Origin of the sequence: Pseudomonas sp. HPB0071, from assembly GCF_000478505.2 — a bacterium.
Lineage (GTDB): Bacteria > Pseudomonadota > Gammaproteobacteria > Pseudomonadales > Pseudomonadaceae > Chryseomonas > Chryseomonas luteola.
Map to the genome: position 1 here is coordinate 2,884,205 of NZ_KI517367.1, position 15,457 is coordinate 2,899,661.

Sequence of the window (15,457 nt, forward strand, 5' to 3'; positions counted from 1 at the left end):
GTCGGCGAAGGTCATCTGCTTCATGGAAAAACTCGGCTGGCGGGATCGGCGTATTTCACCAGATTCGGGAAGTCTTTTTCAGACCTTCCCTAACGCAATGGGCTGGCCTTTATTGTGTGTAGTGCTTCAAGGATCAACGATTATCGAGTAACGTGCCACTCTGTTTTGGTGAAACGTTTCAGCACAATAGTGTCTTATCGCTGTTATGTCTGTATCGCCCGATGTCGATGATTCAACATGCGATTAGGCTAAAACAATCATTACAAGAAAGGCACGGTGCTCTTCGGTCGCTCGTAGTGCCATGGAGGATTTGAATGTTCGAACTCGATGCGCAGCATATTCGCATGGGACAACAGGCCGCTGACAAGGATAGCGCGCTTGCCCTACTGGGTGAGGCCCTTGTTGCGGATGGGCTTGTGGCTCCCGGCTATATCGATGGTTTGCGTGCTCGCGAAGCCCAGGGTTCTACCTACCTTGGACAGGGTATTGCCATTCCCCATGGTACTCCTCAGACCCGTGACCATGTGTTTACAACGGGCGTACGAATCATGCAATTCCCCGATGGTGTAAGTTGGGGGGAAGGGCAGACCGCTTATCTGGCCATTGCAATTGCCGCCAAATCTGATGAACACCTTCGAATTCTCCAGTTATTGACGCGTGCACTGGGTGAAAAGTCGCTGGACGAGGCGATTCGCCGTGCCGAAAGCGCCGAGGCGATTGTTCAATTGCTGCATGGCGCCCCGCAAGAGCTTGAGCTGGATGACCAGCTGGTGCGTCTGCACGTGGAGGCTGATGATCTTGAAGACTTAGCGTGGGAAGGGGCACGTCTTCTGAAGAAGACACAATGCGTTGAGGCGGGATTTGCCGGTGCGCTACAAACGGGCGTCCCTCTGCCACTAGGAGAAGGGCTTTGGTGGCTGCACAGCGACCATGCCGTAAGCCGCCCCGGTCTTGCGTTTGTAACGCCTGCAACGCCGTTGACGCTGGAGGGGCAGCCAGTCAAGGGCTTGTTCTGTCTGGCCAGCCTTGGTGAGGCTCACCGTGATTTGCTGGAGCGCCTGTGTGACTTGCTGATCGCTGGCCGTGCCCAGGAGCTTAGCCAGGCAACCTCCAGCCGGGCGGTGCTCGAAGCGCTGGGCGGTGAGGTAGCACCGGACTGGCCCAGTGCGAGTGTGGTGCTGGCTAATGCCCATGGCTTGCATGCGCGTCCGGCCAAGGAGCTGGCGCGTGTGGCGAAGGCTTCAACCGGTGAGGTTCGGGTCAGGGTGGATGGCGGAACGGCCGTTTCGGCCAAGAGCTTGTCTCGCCTGCTGGCATTGGGTGCGCGCCGTGGTCAGGTGCTGGAGTTTCTGGCTGAGCCGGGAACCGATGCCGAAGCGCTGCTGGGGGATCTTGTCGCGGCGGTCGAGGCCGGGTTGGGTGAAGAGGTTGAGCCCATTAGCGCCAATACTCAACCGACGCACGCGGCCGTGCCGGTTGAAACCAATATTCTGGCGCGAGCAGAGGACACGGCGCCGCTAGCCTCAGGCGATACCTTCAAGGCCATTGCTGCGGCACCGGGGCTAGCCGTTGGGCCAGCCTATGTCGTGGCTCAGCAGCATTTCGACTTTCCTGCCGAGGGTGAGGGGGCTGCCGCTGAAACCGAGCGCCTCGAAGCGGCACTGGCGGCAGTCAGAACGGAAATCGATGCCCTGATCAGCCGTAGCGAGGCGGGCGCTATTCGCGACATCTTCCTGACCCATCTGGAGATGCTTGATGATCCGGATCTGCGTGAAGGCGTACAGACGCGCCTCAAGCGCAATGCCAGCGCCGCAGCGGCCTGGAATGCACAGATCGAGGAGGCGGCCGCTCAGCAGGAGTCATTGAAGGATGCGCTCCTGGCCGAACGTGCGGCTGATCTGCGTGATGTAGGCCGCCGTGTTCTGGGGCATCTGTGTGGGGTTGGCTCCGCCAGTGAACCAAGCGAGCCCTATGTGCTGGTCATGGATGAGGTCGGGCCTGGTGATGTGGCGCGTCTGGACCGTGACAGGGTCGCCGGTATCCTGACGGCACGTGGGGGGGCCAGCTCTCACAGCGCCATTGTTTCCCGCGCCTTGGGTATTCCTGCGATTGTAGGCGCTGGCCCGCGCGTACTGAACCTTGCACCTCAGACCATTCTTCTGCTGGATGGCGATCATGGCTTTGTCGAGGTCGGGCCGGATGCCGCACGCATCGAGCAGGTTCGTGTAGAGCGCGAGGTGCGGGAGCATCGTCGACAGGAGGCCGAAGCCAAGCGGTTTGAGCCTGCGGTCACCCGCGACGGGCACCGCATTGAGGTGGCTGCGAACCTGGGCAACACGGCGGATGCCCCGGCGGTAGTCGAACAGGGCGCAGAGGCAGTTGGCCTGCTGCGTACCGAGCTGGTATTCATGAGCCATGATTCGGCACCTGATGAGCAGGCGCAGGAAAAGGATTACCGACGCGTACTGGATGCGCTGGATGGACGACCGCTGGTGGTACGTACGCTGGATGTGGGAGGCGACAAGCCGTTGCCTTATATGCCGATTCCAGCCGAAGAGAACCCGTTCCTGGGTATTCGCGGTATACGCCTGACCCTACGTTGCCCGGAGGTGCTGGAAACCCAGCTGCGCGCCTTGCTTCGTGCGGCCGAGGGGCGTCCGCTTAGAATCATGTTTCCGATGGTGGGACGGGTTGAGGAGTGGCGTCAGGCGCGAGACATCCTCAATCGCCTGCGGCAGGAGATTCCGGCGGTCAATCTGCAGGTAGGCATCATGATCGAAGTACCTTCGGCAGCCCTGTTGGCACCGGTGCTGGCGCAGGAAGTAGATTTCTTCAGCGTCGGAACGAATGACCTGACCCAATACGCCTTGGCGATCGACCGTGGTCATCCCTTGCTGTCCGGCGAGGCTGATGGTTTGCATCCCAGCGTGCTGCGCCTGATCGATATGACGGTCCAGGCCGCCCATGCACATGGCAAGTGGGTAGGCGTATGCGGAGAGTTGGCCGCCGATCCGCTGGCGGTTCCGCTTTTGATGGGGCTGGGTGTGGATGAACTCAGCGTTTCAGCGCGCAGCATTCCGCTGGTCAAGGCGCGGGTGCGTGAACTGGATTTCGTGGCTGCACAAGCCTGTGCCCAGCGAGCACTGGCGCTGGCGACAGCAGATGAAGTGCGCGCCAGTGTGGAGGCCATGCAATGAGCCGTGTTTTGACCGTTACCTTGAATCCCGCGCTGGATCTGACGGTGCGACTGCCCGAACTGCATCCGGGAGAAGTAAACCGTAGTGAAGCGGTTGTCATGCACGCGGCAGGCAAGGGACTGAATGTGGCTCAGGTCCTGGCAGACCTGGGGCATTCGCTGACCGTAACCGGCTTTCTGGGCGCTGATAACGCCAAGCCGTTCGAAGCCTTGTTTGCCGAGCGTGGCTTCAAGGATGCCTTTGTGCGGGTAGAGGGCGAGACCCGCAGTAACATCAAGCTGGCCGAAACCTCAGGCCGCATTACGGACATCAACGGGCCGGGACCGCACGTTACCGAGACTGCCCAGGCTCAGTTGCTGCGCACCCTGGACGACGTAGCACCGGGACACGATCTGGCCGTTGTGGCCGGCAGTCTGCCACGCGGCATCGGTGCCGACTGGCTTGCCGAGCTGGTTCAACGGCTGAAAGCCCTAGGCTTGCGGGTGGCACTGGATACCAGTGGCGCCGCGCTGCGTGCCGGGCTCAAGGCTGGGCCGTGGCTGGTCAAGCCTAATACCGAGGAGCTGTCCGACGCCTGTTCGGCACCTGCCGATACTGCCGAGCAGCAGGCTACGCTGGCCGCTCAGCTGGCCGCTCAGGGTGTTGAGCACATAGTGATCTCTCAGGGCAGCGAGGGTGTTCGGTGGTTTGCGCCAGGTCGCGTACTGCAGGCCGTTCCGCCCAGGGTGCAGGTGGCCAGCACCGTAGGGGCCGGCGACTCGCTTCTGGCCGGTATGGCGCACGGTTTGCTCACCGGACTTGAGCCGCAGGACGCGCTACGCAACGCCACAGCCATTGCTGCCATGGCCGTCACTCAAATCGGCTTTGGCATTGATGATCCTGCCCGTTTGGCAGAGTTGGCGAACGGCGTCAGTGTTCACGTCATGACAGAACAATAAGCAGGGATAACTCATGAATATCGCAATCGTTACGACCTGCCCGACGGGCATGGTTACCAGTGTGCTCAGTGCACGATTGCTGGATGCTGCCGCACAGCGCCGTGGCTGGCAGACCAGTGTTGAAATCCACGACGGCCCCGAAGCTACGCTGCTGACGGATGATCAGATCGCTCGGTCTGAATTGATTGTCGTTGTGCATACCGGTGCGGTAGACCTTCGCCGCTTCGCGGGCAAGCGCGTTTACCGTGCAACACCGGCGGAAGCCCTGCGGGACGTCGATGCCTTTTTGCAGCGTGCCGAGCGTGAGGCCAAGGTGTACGAAGCCAGCGCCGAGCCTGAAGCTGTCAGCGCAGCCGCTGCACCTACCAAGCAGCCCCGTCTGGTGGCGATCACGGCCTGCCCAACCGGCGTTGCACATACGTTTATGGCAGCTGAGGCATTGATTCAGACCGCCAAGAAGCTGGGCTATAAGCTGGATCTGGAAACCCAGGGGTCAGTAGGCGCACGCAACCCTCTCAGTGCCGAGGCGATCGCGGAGGCCGATGCGGTTCTGCTGGCAACTGACATTGAGGTCAATACGGATCGCTTCGCGGGCAAGAAGGTGTTTCGCTGCGGCACTGGTGTCGCCCTCAAGCAGCCTGAAGCTACGCTCAAGCGTGCATTGGCTGAGGGTGAAATTCTGGGGGGCGCGGCGGCGGCTTCGTCTTCCGGACAAGCAAAGGCCGGTGCGAAAAAAGAAAAGACCGGAGTCTACAAGCACCTGCTGACGGGCGTGTCCTACATGCTGCCTATGGTAGTCGCCGGAGGCCTGTTGATTGCCCTGTCGTTTGTCTTTGGGATCGAGGCGTTCAAGGAGCAGGGCACGCTGGCGGCTGCATTGATGCAGATCGGTGGCGAAGCGGCGTTCAAGCTCATGGTGCCGGTGCTGGCCGGTTACATTGCATACTCCATTGCCGACCGGCCGGGCCTTGCGCCGGGAATGATTGGCGGGTTGCTGGCCAGTAATCTGGGCGCGGGCTTTATCGGCGGTATCGTGGCAGGCTTTCTGGCCGGTTATGTGGCGAAGGCGATTGCTCGCTGGGTGAAGCTGCCGGCCAGTGTAGAAGCCCTCAAGCCTATTCTGATCATTCCGCTGTTGGCGAGCCTGATTACCGGCCTTGTGATGATCTATGTTGTGGGAACGCCGGTTGCCCAGGCATTGACCGCGCTGACGGGCTTTCTGGAAAACATGGGGACGTCTAATGCCGTTCTGCTGGGTGTCATTCTGGGTGCCATGATGTGTGTGGATCTGGGTGGGCCGATCAACAAGGCGGCGTATGCCTTTACCGTAGGGTTATTGGCATCCAAGACCTATGGTCCGATGGCGGCTACGATGGCGGCCGGTATGGTGCCTGCGATCGGTATGGGGCTTGCTACCGTTCTGGCGCGCCGCAAGTTTGCCCAGAGCGAGCGTGAAGCGGGCAAGGCGGCCTTTGTCCTGGGGTTGTGCTTCATTTCCGAAGGGGCAATTCCCTTTGCAGCGAAAGACCCGCTGCGTGTGATCCCCGCGAGCATCGCGGGCGGCGCATTGACCGGTGCGCTCGTCATGCTGTTCAACTGCAAGCTGATGGCACCCCACGGCGGTCTTTTCGTACTCCTGATTCCCAACGCCATCAATCACGCCTGGCTATACCTGGCCGCCATTGCGGCGGGCAGTATCTTGACCGGTGTGGTGTACGCTGTGATCAAGCGGGGGGAAGTACAGGAAGAGCTGGTACCTGCGGCATGATTAAAAAGGGCTCTCAGGAGCCCTTTTTAATGCGTTGGCGACTTGTCTGATACTGCCGGATCAGGCCAACTGAACGACATATTTGCGTGTCCGCAAGGCAGCTTTCAGATCCTTTAACGCGTTGGGCAGCTGTTTGAAGGGAACAACCTCAAGAGTAGGTATGGCCAATCGATTGTTCTTGATCTGATCCATCAGATCGGCTCCTGCGATGGTCAGCTCCATCCAGTCCAGGACGGTGCCATGCTGGTGGATTGAGGCGAGGGCTTCCTCATGGTAAGAGATCGCCGTTGTGAAGGCAGGCAAGGGCGGCTGCTCGATCCGGTCCTGGATGCAGACCAGATGGCCATTAAGGCCCAGAAGACCGGCCAGCGAGGCGGCATGCTGGCCGGAAATTGTGTCAAAGGCAGCATAGAATTTACGGCCTTGCAGCTTTTTGAGTAACAGATCCCGCCAGTTTTCCTGGTGGTAATCCACAACCTCGGTCACGCCACGTGACAGCAGCTTTTCACGGTGCTGCTCCCCTGCGGTTACCCAGACGCGCCAGCCTTTTTGCAGCGCCAGTTGTGCCACCAACGATCCGACCGAGCCCCCGGCGCCGGTCACGAGTACATCCTTGTTGGTTGCATCCGGTACCTTCATGACCGACTGCCAGGCGGTCAGGGTAGGGCAGGGGAAGGCGGCGGCAGCAGTGTCACTAAGGCCGTCCGGCACCGGCATCACCATGTGGGCGGCGATCTTGATATGCGTGGCATAGCTGCCGGCGTGGTAGAGGTTCTGGTGATAGGCGACCCGCGTTCCGATACGCAGGTGCACGTCGCGACCGGCTGCGATTACGACGCCCATGCCGTCCACGCCTGGAATATGGCCCGGCTTCCAGACCTTTTCGGCCTGCGCAATGAATTTCCAGTCGACTGGGTTGATGCCGATGACCTTGTTGGCGATCAGGATTTCATTAGGCGCTAGCTCCTCGCTAATGGCATGGGTTTCCAGTACCAGATCCGTAGGCTCGTTACCGTGGCGCCAGGTCCAGGCGTGTACATCCAGCATGAGAGTCTCCTTTCAAGGGGGTATATTTTCTCCTTTATGGGGGTTAGTGATGGCTCGTAAAACCCTTACAGGAAAGGAATATGAGTAAAGAGCAGCGGAAGGAGCAGGAAAAAGCAGTGGCGCAGGGAGCATGATCAGGTTTGTATGGCTTCTCTGGATTGCCTACTAGACAAACAATAGGTATCCACTCACACGACAATTGCAAACAAACGACTGGCGAAGTTAAGCCGCTCGGGCAGCGGTATGCCGACCATAAGGAGGGCGAGCGCAGGCAACAGCGGAAGCACGTAAACAGTAAGAAGGACAGCCGAGGTTAGGAATTGCTCAAACCAACCGGTATTCGTAAGGTCATAACACCATTTGATATTTCAATACTTTGTTACAATTGCTGAGCCAACCTATTTTATTTGCTTATGAGCGACTCGAGCGATCCTGCTGCCCCTGACCACAGGGAAACATCTACACACCGCGCTGCGGCATCTCAAGCACCCCAACAGCGCCATCAACGGTTTCGCTCCATTCGGCAACGCCTGGCGTTCTGGGTCGGCGCGCTGCTGGTGGGTTTACTGGCGCTGGCTTTTGCGTGGCTGGCTGATCATGCCTTTCAGCTCTTTCAGCGTCTGTTGAATCACAGCCACTTATGGCCGTGGTTGGTGACACCCGCAGGATTTGCCCTTCTAGTCTGGCTGACTCAGGGGTGGCTGCGTAATGCCAGGGGAAGCGGCATTCCACAAGTGATTGCAGCGCTGGAAAAGCCCTCTGGTCAGTTCAGGGCAGCGGTGTTGGCCTGGCCGATCGCGCTCGCAAAGATGATACTGACATTGCTTGCCCTGCTAGTGGGGGCCTCGGTTGGCCGCGAGGGGCCGACCGTACATTTGGGCGCCTCGGTACTGTATGGCTTTGGTCGGCGGCTGGGCCTGTATGAGCGAAAGACGGTTTCGGGACTGATTCTCGCTGGCGGTGCCGCGGGTATTGCTGCGGCGTTCAACACGCCGCTGGCGGGCGTAGTATTTGCCATTGAAGAGTTGAGTCATACCTTTGAACAGCGCTTCAGCGGTCTGGTACTGACGGCTGTGGTGATTGGCGGTATGGTCACGCTGGGCCTGGTCGGACCGTATACCTATTTTGGCGTTATCAGTGCCAGTTTGCCCTGGGGCGATGCCTGGGTAGCGGTGGTCATATGCGGGCTGGCAGGCGGCCTGTTGGGCGGCGGCTATGCGCGGCTGGTCATTCCAACATCCCACGGCTGGCTTGGAAGGCTGGGCGCTATCCGCTCACGCTTCCCGGTTCGGTTTGCTGCCGTTTGTGGATTACTGGTTGCCTGTCTAGGGACACTGTCCGGACAACATGTCTTTGGTACCGGCTACGAGGAAACACGTGCCATTCTGGAGGGACAGCCCATAACCGATCAGGGCTTTCTCATCTGGAAGTTTCTGGCCAACGTGGTTTCGTATCTGGCGGGCATTCCCGGCGGGCTCTTTTCGCCTTCGCTCACAGTAGGCGCCAGCTTTGCGCCCTGGCTGGTCGATTGGCTCCCTGATGTCACTCTGCAGACCGGTGCGCTTCTGGGCATGGCGGCCTACCTCGCGGGCGTTACCCGGACACCGCTCACCTCGACTGTCATTACCCTGGAGCTGGCCCACAGCCCCGACATGGCGATCCCCGTATTGGCAACGTGCCTGCTGGCGAATGGTGTGTCCGGCTGGCTTTCGCCCACCTCGCTTTATCATGCGTTGGCTCAACAGATCCTGCATGCGGTGGAGCCTGAAGCGTCGAAGCCTACCAAGTGTGATTGAGATCACGCCGTAACAGCTGTTCTTCAGACTGTCACAGGGTTGTCAGGCGTTTTCGCTAAACCCATTCGCTCCAATAATCGTGGGAGCGCATGATGAGCACGTTCGATAATGGAAGACGGCGCCTGATCCAGGGGCTGGGCGTTGGATTGCTGCTGCCGGGAGTAGCACCTGCCGTGATCGCTGGCGCCAAGCAACGTCCGCTGATGCTTGAGGGAGTTCAGTCAGGTGATGTTCAGGGCAATCGGGCCATCGTCTGGAGCCGCTGTGATCGTCCGGCGCGAATGGTCGTCGAGTGGGACACTAAGGAGAGCTTTCGCCATCTGCGCCGAATGGTTTCGCCTGTGGTGACAGCCGACACGGATTACACTGCGCGCATGGACTTGCGCGGACTTCCCGCTGATCAATCCATTTTCTATCGGGTTCGTTTCGAAGATATTTACAGCGGTGCGCAGAGCGAGCCTGTCTTTGGACATTTGCGTAGCGCACCGACGCATCGTACCGATATCCGCTTCGTCTGGAGCGGTGACACGGTCGGGCAGGGATTTGGTATCAACCCTGATATCGGTGGCATGCGCATCTATGAGGCCATGCGTCGCCGACAGCCGGACTTCTTCCTGCACAGTGGCGATACCATCTATGCAGACGGCCCGCTAGAAGCCAAGACCACGACGGTGGAAGGCAAGGTCTGGCGCAACATCACTACAGAGGCCAAGAGCAAGGTTGCCGAGACGGTCGATGAATATCGTGGCAATTATCGCTACAACCTGATGGACGAAAATGTCCGTCGGTTCAATGCTGAAGTCCCGCAGATCTGGCAGTGGGATGACCACGAGACCACCAATAACTGGTCTTCTACCAAAGTGCTGGATGACCGTTACACCGTAAAGGACATCAACGTACTGGCCAAGCGGTCACGTCAGGCGTACCTGGAGTATGCCCCCATGCGGCTGCAACAGCGTGATGATGCCGGACGCATCTATCGCAAGATCAGCTACGGTCCTCGGCTGGATATTTTCGTGCTGGACATGCGGACCTACCGGGGCGGGAACAGCACCAACCTGCAACCCAATGAGGGACCAGACACTGCTTTCATGGGGCGCACGCAACTCGAGTGGCTCAAGCAGGGGCTCGCGGAGTCTACGGCTACCTGGAAGGTTATTGCGGCAGACATGCCCATTGGTCTGGAAGTCCCTGATGGGGTAGATGCAGCAGGAATGCCTCGTTGGGAAGCCATTGCCAATGGTGACGGCGGTGCACCCTTGGGTCGCGAACTGGAAATTGCAGAGCTCTTGCGTTACATCCGCCGGTGGAATATCAACAATACGGTCTGGCTGACTGCAGATGTGCACTACTGCGCGGCTCACCACTACCACCCCAACCGGGCAGCCTTCCAGGATTTCGAGCCCTTTTGGGAGTTCGTGGCAGGCCCCCTCAATGCCGGTGCATTCGGGCCCAACAAGCTGGACAACACTTTCGGGCCGGAGGCCGTGTTTGTGAAGGCGCCACCGGTAGCCAACAGCTCGCCGCTGTCGGGCTTCCAATTCTTTGGCGAGGTCAATATCGAAGGGCACAGCGGTGATCTGACTGTGACCCTGCGAGATCTGGATGGAAAGGCGGTATTCGAAAAGACGCTTCAGGCTGTTTAATCAGGCGGTAGAAACAAAGGGCTGAATGATCAGCCCTTTCTCTTATGCTTAGTGATGTTCCCGCGTCGCGCGGAATTTTATGTCAGGCCAGCGCTCTTCCATGAGACTCAGATTGACGCGAGTCGGAGCAAGATAGGTCAAGTGGCCACCGCCATCCACGGACAGGTTCTCCATGGCTTTGTTCTTGAATTCCTCAAGTTTCTTCTTGTCACCGCACTCGATCCAGCGGGCAGACCAGACATTGATCGGCTCGTAGACGCATTCCACCTTGTATTCTTCCTTCAGGCGGCTGGCAACGACGTCGAACTGCAGCACACCAACAGCGCCGAGAATGATGTCGTTGTTACGCTCAGGGAAGAACACCTGGGTCGCGCCTTCCTCTGCCAGCTCCTGCAGGCCCTGGCGGAGCTGCTTGGACTTGAGTGGGTCCTTCAGGCGTACACGGCGGAACAGTTCAGGCGCAAAGTGCGGAATACCGGTAAAGCCGAGGCTCTCACCTTCGGTAAAGGTATCGCCGATCTGGATGGTGCCGTGGTTGTGCAAGCCGATGATGTCGCCTGCAAAGGCTTCTTCCAGTTGTTCACGCTCGGAAGAGAAGAACGTCAGGGCGTCAGCAATCTTGATGTCCTTGCCGATCCGCACATGGCGCAGTTTCATGCCTTTTTCATACTTGCCGGAGCAGATCCGCATAAAGGCAATCCGGTCACGGTGCTTGGGATCCATGTTTGCCTGGATCTTGAATACGAAACCGCTGAATTTCTCTTCGACCGGCTGTACGTCACGCTCGTTGGTCGCACGCGAGAGCGGCTGTGGCGCCCAGTCCACGACCGCGTCCAGGACGTGATCGACACCGAAGTTGCCCAGGGCTGTACCAAAGAAGACCGGTGTCATCTGGCCCTTTAAAAATTCATCCGTATTGAACTCATGGCACGCGCCCTGAACCAGTTCGAGCTGCTCGACGAAATCATCGTACAGGTCACCCAGGTGAGTACGGGCTTCGTCCGAGTCCAGTTTTTCAATGACGCGGGTTGCGATACGCTCATGGCCGTGGCCAGGGGTATAGACAAAGATCTTGTCTTCGGAGAGGTGATACACCCCTTTGAAGTCACGGTAGGAGCCAATCGGCCAGGTAATCGGGGCCGCCTTGATTTTCAGGACAGCTTCGATCTCGTCGAGCAGCTCGATCGGATCGCGAATATCACGGTCCAGCTTGTTCACAAAGCTGACGATGGGCGTATCGCGCAGACGGCAGACCTCCATCAGGGCAATCGTACGAGGCTCAACGCCTTTACCGCCATCGAGCACCATCAGGGCAGAGTCAACCGCCGTCAGGGTGCGGTAGGTGTCTTCCGAGAAGTCTTCGTGACCGGGCGTGTCGAGCAGATTGATCATGTGCTCGCGATAGGGGAACTGCATGACCGACGTGGTAATGGAGATACCACGCTGCTTTTCCATCTCCATCCAGTCGGAGGTGGCATGGCGGTCGGATTTACGTGATTTAACGGTCCCGGCCACGGCAATGGCTTGCCCCATCAGGAGGAGCTTCTCGGTGATGGTGGTCTTACCGGCGTCCGGGTGGGAAATGATGGCGAAAGTGCGCCGCTTGGCGACTTCGGCGGCCTGCTTGGTCATGGAGGCTGATGTCCGGTGGATACTTAAACCGGCGATTATAGCAAGCCAAAAGGCCTGTAGGTTCAGGCCTTTTGGCTTTTCAGACGAGTCTTGTTCAGCAGGGTGGCCCTGATGCACTGGGCCACTCTGCCAGCGGCTTATTTAGGCCCTATTTCCGAGCAGCCCGAGTGTTTCACATACTTCTTGAGAATGGCCCACTGCGGACGCTCCTTGTTATCCCGGGGTTCGATGGAAAGGGAATAGTCGCCCCAGCCCGGACCTGCTGCCCAGTATGTAGCTGGGATACATTCCTTCTGAAGATGCGAGAGCATGTTATCCATGACCTTCATCCAGCGGGGATCATCCCCTGGTGCACCAAACTCACCAATGTGGCCTTTCTTGTTATTGGCCTTGAGCCAGTCAATAAAAGGTTGAACACGTTTAACGCCAATCATGGGATCAAGCTGACTGGTGTCCTTGGATTCGTAACGACCACCGGCATCAGCGTCGAAATACACATGAGCCGAGAAAATCAGATTGTCCGCCGGATCCTTGAGGTTTAGCAGGCCTTTGTTTACATCAGGCCAGCGCGCGCTGCTTGACCAGAAGTTGCCCTCGATCACGATCGGACGGCTCTTATCGACGGAGCGGATGCCATCGATGCCGTACTGGGCCGCGGTGTCCCAGTGGTCTTCCACATCATGCGGCTCGTTCATGATGTCATAGCCCAGCAGGGCAGGGTGCTTGCTCCAGGTTTTGGCGATCCGCTCCATGACGTCCTGGTAAGCCTCGTAGGGTACGCTCTCCGAACCAATGATCTGGTCGCGGTAACGCCCGTAGTTGTGCAGGTCCAGAATGACCTGCATCTTGTAGCGCTTGGCCGAGTCCAGCGTCTGGCTGATCAGGTCAGCGTACTGAGTGTCCAGCTCACCGTTGAGCTTGGGTTGCAGGCGCTCCCAGGTGATCGGGAAACGTACGACGCGAATCCCGCGATAGCCCCAGCGCCTGAAGTAGGAGTCGTCAGGAAAGAAGTAGTTGGTACCGTTCACACCCGGAAGCACCTGCGCCGCAAAGCCGGCACCCGAGAAATTCAGGCCGATCATCTCGGCTGGGTAATCGGCCGCCGAGGCGGTATGGCTCATGAGCAGGGGAGCGAATGCTAGAAAGGCATATCGCTTGAGGTTGCGTTTGATTCGCCCGGTTCTATTCATCGAAATAAGTGCCATAAGCGTAATGGGCAGGCCAGAACTGTACCTGCAGGGTTAACATGGATAGCCTGATAGCAAAACCCGTCAAACGTGCTCTTTGAGCAGGTCGATTGACAAGGGGGGCCGGCGGGGTTTGACGTAAAAATGTGATTGCCTATGGCTTTATTGAAAATACGTACAGCGATAGGAGCGGGAAGTAAACTCGATAAGCGTTAAAAAGCCATTAAGCTGAAAGCCTGAGCCGGACTCAGGACACAGGCTTTCAAGCCTGGCGCTTAGCAGGCATCCAGACGGAAGCAGACTCCTGTCCAGCGCTCAGCCTCCTCACGTGCATCCTGCTCGTTATCGAACTCGGCAATGACTCCGCCATGGGCGTAGATCACCGCCCAGGTTTCCTTCAAGGCAACCTGTAACGAGTTGATGAATGATGGAGGCTCTACCGAGCCGTCGACTTCGATGCCAAACATTTTGATTTCCCTATGAAATGAAGCAAAACATATTGTTGGAGTTTGGCCATATCCTTCCGTGATGTAAGGCACTGCATGGCGACACACGAAGACCTGTGCGTCTTAATAAAGTTTACGCCTTGCCATATTTCTTTCATCTTTTTGGTGAGCGGCAGTATCCAAATCTGGTTAGCACTCTCTCGCAAAAATCAATCTTTGTTGAAAATGCCTATCTGGCTTGAACGGGTTCTCTCAATTGCAGAGGAATCCTGACGGATTTTGGAACATCGGTTCGCCTGGCCGGTCGGTTTTACGAGGAGGGTTCGTACCGGATCGAGGTAAATCAGACAGTCGTATGGGATTTTTGATTGATCTTGCGGGCGTGTAGTCCTAAAGTTCGCGCCCGAACGTCCATGCTGGAAACGATCCATCCGGCTCAAGTACTGACGACGAGACAGCAAGGTCAACGCTCTGGACATGTTGACCTTTTTGCTTTCGGCGACGTGCCTTGGGAAGTAGGCGAACCAAAGTGGGGAAACGGATTAGGCGTTCAGCAATACCCCTACGAATCCATTTGTTCTGCCATTGGGAGTCCGACGCATGTCCATCCAGGTCGAAGATTATTACTCGCGCGAGACCTTCCAGCGAATGAAGTCCTTCGCTGACCAGCATGAAACGCCTTTTGTCGTAATCGATAAAGCCACCATTTCCAGAGCCTACGATGATCTGGTGAACAATTTCCCGTTTGCCAAAATTTATTACGCCGTTAAGGCAAACCCAGCTATCGAGATTACTGAGCTCCTACGCGACAAGGGCTCGAATTTCGACATCGCGTCCATCTATGAGCTGGACAAGGTACTGAGCACGGGCGTCAGTCCTGATCGCATCAGCTACGGCAATACGATCAAGAAAGCTAAGGACATTCGCTATTTCTACGAGAAGGGTGTGCGGATGTTCGCCACCGACTCCGAGGCTGACCTGCGTAATATTGCCAAAGCTGCGCCGGGATCGAAGATCTATGTGCGGATTCTGACCGAAGGCTCTAATACTGCTGACTGGCCGCTTTCACGCAAGTTTGGCTGCCAGACCGATCTGGCACTGGACCTCTTGATCCTGGCCCGCCAGCTAGGCCTTGTGCCTTACGGCGTCTCCTTCCATGTCGGCTCGCAACAGCGTGATATCGACGTTTGGGATGCGGCCATCGCCAAGGTCAAGGTGATATTCGAGCGCCTGCGTGAAGAAGACGGCATCGTTCTGAAGATGATCAATATGGGTGGCGGGTTCCCGGCAAACTATATTGCCAAGACCAACAACCTCGAAACCTATGCTGAAGAGATCATCCGTTTCCTGAAAGAAGACTTTGGCGACGAACTTCCGGAAATCATTCTGGAGCCCGGTCGTTCGTTGATTGCCAACGCCGGTATTCTGGTGAGCGAAGTGGTACTGGTGTCGCGCAAATCGCGCACCGCCGTTGAGCGCTGGGTATACACCGACGTAGGCAAATTTTCCGGTCTGATCGAAACCATGGACGAGTCCATCAAGTTTCCGATCTGGGTCGAGAAGAAAGGTGAGATGGAAGAGGTCGTGATTGCCGGCCCTACCTGTGACAGTGCCGACATCATGTATGAACACTACAAGTATGGTTTGCCACTGAACCTTGCCAGCGGTGACCGTCTGTATTGGTTGTCTACCGGGGCGTACACCACCAGCTACAGTGCTGTGGAGTTCAATGGCTTCCCTCCACTCAAGGCCTATTACCTCTAAATAGCGCTCATAAAAACCCGCTTCGGCGGGTTTTTT

10 protein-coding genes are annotated in these 15,457 nt (G+C 57.6%); 6 read left to right on the plus strand and 4 right to left on the minus strand.

Annotation, left to right across the window (positions count from 1 at the left end; genetic code table 11):
- Positions 1 to 314: 314 nt before the first annotated feature.
- Genes ptsP through HMPREF1487_RS13515 form a run of 3 tightly spaced genes read left to right on the plus strand, consistent with a single transcriptional unit; the run spans position 315 to position 5,903 of the window.
- Positions 315 to 3,197 carry a phosphoenolpyruvate--protein phosphotransferase gene (gene ptsP, locus HMPREF1487_RS13505; protein WP_010797215.1) on the plus strand — a complete coding sequence of 961 codons (2,883 nt, stop codon included), beginning with the start codon at positions 315 to 317 and terminating at the stop codon, positions 3,195 to 3,197.
- A complete protein-coding gene (gene pfkB / locus HMPREF1487_RS13510) occupies positions 3,194 to 4,135 on the plus strand; it encodes a 1-phosphofructokinase (protein WP_010797216.1) in 942 nt (313 codons plus the stop codon). Before ptsP ends, pfkB begins: the two co-directional genes overlap by 4 nt.
- Before the next feature lie 13 nt (positions 4,136 to 4,148).
- Positions 4,149 to 5,903: a PTS fructose-like transporter subunit IIB gene (locus HMPREF1487_RS13515; protein ID WP_010797217.1), complete on the plus strand. Its 1,755-nt coding sequence runs from the start codon at positions 4,149 to 4,151 to the stop codon at positions 5,901 to 5,903.
- Positions 5,904 to 5,963: 60 nt separating this feature from the next.
- Here HMPREF1487_RS13515 and HMPREF1487_RS13520 read toward each other — a convergent pair whose 3' ends face one another.
- The gene (locus tag HMPREF1487_RS13520; RefSeq protein WP_010797218.1) at positions 5,964 to 6,950 is read right to left on the minus strand and encodes a zinc-binding dehydrogenase; all 987 of its coding nucleotides are present in this window, start codon (positions 6,948 to 6,950) and stop codon (positions 5,964 to 5,966) included.
- A gap of 413 nt (positions 6,951 to 7,363) precedes the next feature.
- Here HMPREF1487_RS13520 and HMPREF1487_RS13525 point away from each other — a divergent pair, with 413 nt between their 5' ends.
- Together HMPREF1487_RS13525 and HMPREF1487_RS13530 are read left to right on the plus strand one after the other, a co-directional pair.
- Entirely contained in the window at positions 7,364 to 8,746 is a 1,383-nt protein-coding gene (locus tag HMPREF1487_RS13525; RefSeq protein WP_010797219.1) for a chloride channel protein, read from the plus strand.
- A 92-nt stretch (positions 8,747 to 8,838) separates the two neighbouring features.
- A complete protein-coding gene (locus HMPREF1487_RS13530) occupies positions 8,839 to 10,392 on the plus strand; it encodes an alkaline phosphatase D family protein (protein WP_010797220.1) in 1,554 nt (517 codons plus the stop codon).
- A 48-nt stretch (positions 10,393 to 10,440) separates the two neighbouring features.
- Here the strand turns inward: HMPREF1487_RS13530 and HMPREF1487_RS13535 are convergent, their stop codons facing one another.
- The 3 genes from HMPREF1487_RS13535 to HMPREF1487_RS13545 all read right to left on the minus strand — a co-directional run bounded on the left by HMPREF1487_RS13535 (position 10,441) and on the right by HMPREF1487_RS13545 (position 13,678).
- Entirely contained in the window at positions 10,441 to 12,024 is a 1,584-nt protein-coding gene (locus HMPREF1487_RS13535) for a peptide chain release factor 3 (protein ID WP_010797221.1), read from the minus strand.
- A gap of 137 nt (positions 12,025 to 12,161) precedes the next feature.
- Positions 12,162 to 13,214, minus strand: a complete 1,053-nt coding sequence (locus tag HMPREF1487_RS13540) for a glycoside hydrolase family 5 protein (protein ID WP_010797222.1) — start codon at positions 13,212 to 13,214, stop codon at positions 12,162 to 12,164.
- Between the two features lie 272 nt (positions 13,215 to 13,486).
- Positions 13,487 to 13,678 carry a hypothetical protein gene (locus tag HMPREF1487_RS13545; protein ID WP_010797223.1) on the minus strand — a complete coding sequence of 64 codons (192 nt, stop codon included), beginning with the start codon at positions 13,676 to 13,678 and terminating at the stop codon, positions 13,487 to 13,489.
- A gap of 579 nt (positions 13,679 to 14,257) precedes the next feature.
- Here HMPREF1487_RS13545 and HMPREF1487_RS13550 point away from each other — a divergent pair.
- Entirely contained in the window at positions 14,258 to 15,421 is a 1,164-nt protein-coding gene (locus HMPREF1487_RS13550) for a type III PLP-dependent enzyme (RefSeq protein ID WP_010797224.1), read from the plus strand.
- The last annotated feature ends 36 nt before the right edge of the window (positions 15,422 to 15,457 follow it).

Excerpts from the sequence above, each read along its gene's own strand:
- ptsP (WP_010797215.1), top strand. The coding sequence starts at position 315 with ATGTTCGAACTCGATGCGCAGCATATTCGCATGGGACAACAGGCCGCT.
- pfkB (WP_010797216.1), top strand. The coding sequence starts at position 3,194 with ATGAGCCGTGTTTTGACCGTTACCTTGAATCCCGCGCTGGATCTGACG.
- HMPREF1487_RS13515 (WP_010797217.1), top strand. The coding sequence starts at position 4,149 with ATGAATATCGCAATCGTTACGACCTGCCCGACGGGCATGGTTACCAGT.
- HMPREF1487_RS13520 (WP_010797218.1), bottom strand. The coding sequence starts at position 6,950 with ATGCTGGATGTACACGCCTGGACCTGGCGCCACGGTAACGAGCCTACG.
- HMPREF1487_RS13525 (WP_010797219.1), top strand. The coding sequence starts at position 7,364 with ATGAGCGACTCGAGCGATCCTGCTGCCCCTGACCACAGGGAAACATCT.
- HMPREF1487_RS13530 (WP_010797220.1), top strand. The coding sequence starts at position 8,839 with ATGAGCACGTTCGATAATGGAAGACGGCGCCTGATCCAGGGGCTGGGC.
- HMPREF1487_RS13535 (WP_010797221.1), bottom strand. The coding sequence starts at position 12,024 with ATGACCAAGCAGGCCGCCGAAGTCGCCAAGCGGCGCACTTTCGCCATC.
- HMPREF1487_RS13540 (WP_010797222.1), bottom strand. The coding sequence starts at position 13,214 with ATGAATAGAACCGGGCGAATCAAACGCAACCTCAAGCGATATGCCTTT.
- HMPREF1487_RS13545 (WP_010797223.1), bottom strand. The coding sequence starts at position 13,678 with ATGTTTGGCATCGAAGTCGACGGCTCGGTAGAGCCTCCATCATTCATC.
- HMPREF1487_RS13550 (WP_010797224.1), top strand. The coding sequence starts at position 14,258 with ATGTCCATCCAGGTCGAAGATTATTACTCGCGCGAGACCTTCCAGCGA.